This window comes from Protofrankia sp. CiP1_Cm_nod1 (genome assembly GCF_920888515.1).
In the GTDB taxonomy this organism is placed as follows: domain Bacteria; phylum Actinomycetota; class Actinomycetes; order Frankiales; family Frankiaceae; genus Protofrankia.
This window is the reverse complement of sequence record NZ_CAKKTM010000374.1, coordinates 6,719-9,091: the sequence shown is the minus strand read 5'-3', so window position 1 is coordinate 9,091 and position 2,373 is coordinate 6,719. Positions and strand designations below refer to the sequence as shown.

At 76.1% G+C, this 2,373-nt stretch carries 3 protein-coding genes; all 3 read left to right on the top strand.

What is annotated here, in order from left to right:
* Window positions 1–87 precede the first annotated feature (87 nt).
* Window positions 88–660 (top strand): shikimate kinase, encoded by a 573-nt coding sequence (locus tag NBX02_RS16725; RefSeq protein WP_250292097.1) that lies wholly within the window; start codon window positions 88–90, stop codon window positions 658–660.
* 35 nt (window positions 661–695) lie between these two features.
* A complete protein-coding gene (aroB, locus tag NBX02_RS16720; protein WP_250292095.1) occupies window positions 696–1,826 on the top strand; it encodes a 3-dehydroquinate synthase in 1,131 nt (376 codons plus the stop codon).
* Between the two features lie 153 nt (window positions 1,827–1,979).
* Window positions 1,980–2,373: type II 3-dehydroquinate dehydratase (locus NBX02_RS16715; RefSeq protein ID WP_250292093.1), on the top strand; the 394-nt coding region annotated here is incomplete at its 3' end.

The following is a 2,373-nucleotide window of genomic DNA, read 5'->3' as shown; positions in this document are numbered from 1 at the left end:
GCTGACAGCGGCGCCGCCGACGGTGTCGCCCCTGGCAGCGTTGCCGCTGAGGGTGCCGCCGCCGGCAGCGCTGCCGCGGCGGCCCGCGTGCGGCGGCCGGTCGTGGTGCTCGTGGGCCCGCCCGGGTCGGGGAAGACCACGGTCGGACGGCTGCTGGCGCGGCGGCTGGAGGTGGCCTTCCGGGACACCGACGCCGACGTCGAGGCCCGGGCCGGGCGGTCCGTCGCCGATATCTTCGTCGAGCTGGGGGAGGAGCACTTCCGCGCACTGGAGCGGGACGCCGTCGCCCGTGCCCTGGCCGGGCACGACGGGGTGCTTGCCCTCGGCGGCGGGGCCGTGCTGGACGCGGCCACCCGGCAGGCGCTGCGCGGGCACACCGTCGTCCACCTCGACGTCGGGGTCCACGACGCGGTGGCCAGGGTCGGCCTGGCCCGGGACCGGCCACTGCTGGTCGAGGGGCCGCGCACCAGGATCGCCGCGATGCTGCGGGCCCGCGCGCCGTTGTACGCCGAAGTCGCCGCCGCGGTGGTGGACACCGTGGGGCACACACCTGAGGAGGTGGTCGGGTTGGTCGAGAAGCTGCTGGCGGACCGCCGGCATCACGATCATGCTGTCGCGGCGCCGGCGGGCCGGCTGCCTGGGCCGCTGGTCGGGCCGTGACGACATCGCCGGCGGCCCCGGTCCCCGCCGCCCCGCTGGCGTCCCAGGGGGGGCCGGCCGCCCCGGACGCGGTGACCCGCATCGAGGTCGCGCCCACCGGCGAGCGTCCCTACCAGGTCGTGGTCGGCACGGGCCTGCTCGGCGAGCTCGCCGAGCGGGTCGCCGGCCGCACCCGGGCCGCGGTCATCCACCCCCGCGCGCTGCGGGCGACCGCGGAGGCGGTGGTCGCGGACCTGCGGGATGCCGCGAAGGTCGAGGCCCACGCGGTCGAGGTCCCCGACGGCGAGGAGGCCAAGCAGGCCCGCGTCGCCGGCTTCTGCTGGGACGTCCTCGGCCAGGTCGGCTTCACCCGCGACGACGTCGTGATCGGCCTCGGCGGCGGGGCGACAACCGACCTCGCCGGCTTCGTGGCCGCCACCTGGCTGCGCGGCGTCGACCTCGTGCAGGTCCCGACCACGGTCCTGGGGATGGTGGACGCGGCGGTCGGCGGCAAGACCGGCATCGACACCGACGCCGGCAAGAACCTCGTCGGGGCCTTCCACCATCCGCTCGCCGTGTTCGCCGACCTGGCGACGCTGGCGAGCCTGCCCGCCAACGAGCGGATCTCGGGCCTGGCCGAGGTCGTGAAGGCCGGTTTCATCGCCGACCCGGCCATCCTCGACCTGCTCGAGGACGACCCGAGCGGGCTGCGCCACCAGCGCGAGCTGATCGAGCGGTCGATCCGGGTGAAGGCGGCGGTGGTGTCGGCCGACCCGCGGGAGGCCGGCCGGCGGGAGATCCTCAACTACGGGCACACCCTCGGGCACGCCATCGAGAAGGTCGAGGGGTTCAGCTGGCGGCACGGTGCGGCGGTATCGGTCGGCATGGTCTTCGCGGCCTCGCTGGGCCGGCTCGCGCTGGGCCTGGACGAGCCCACCGCCGACCGGCACCGGGCGCTGCTCGAACGGGTCGGGCTGCCCACCGTCTACCGGGCGGACCGCTGGCCGGAGCTGCTCGACGCGATGCGGCTGGACAAGAAGAGCCGCGGCCGGCGGCTGCGGTTCGTCGCCCTCGAGGGGCTCGGCCGGCCACGCATCCTGGAGGACCCGGACCGGGCACTGGTCGTGGCCGCGTTCTCGGAGGTGGCCCGGGAGCTGTCGGACCTGCCCGGCGTGGACGAGCGGTGACAGCACCCCGGCACACCCGGGCCAGGCGCACGGGGGAGGCCCCGCCGGGGCCTGGCGCGTCGGGAGCCCGCCCACGAGGGCGCGGCCACGCAGGCCCGGCCACGCAGGCCCGGGTATGAAGATCCCGGTCATGAGGGCCCGGTCGTGAAGGTCATGGTGCTCAGCGGGGCGAACCTCGGCCGGCTGGGGCTGCGGGAGCCGGCGGTGTACGGCAGCCGCAGCTACGCCGACCTGGTGGCGGCCTGCCAGGAGCTGGCCGGGGAGCTCGGCCTGGTGGCGGACTGCCGGCAGACCGACGACGAGGCCACGATGCTGCGCTGGCTGCACGAGGCCGCCGACCTCGGCGTCCCGGTCGTGCTGAACCCGGGTGCCTGGTCGCATTACTCCTACGCGCTGCGCGACGCGGCCGCGCAGGTGGCGGGCCCGCTGGTCGAGGTCCACCTGAGCCAGACCCATGCCCGGGAGGCGTTCCGGCACCACAGCGTGATCAGCGCGGTGGCGACCGGGACTATCACCGGCCTCGGTTTCGACTCCTACCTCCTCGCCC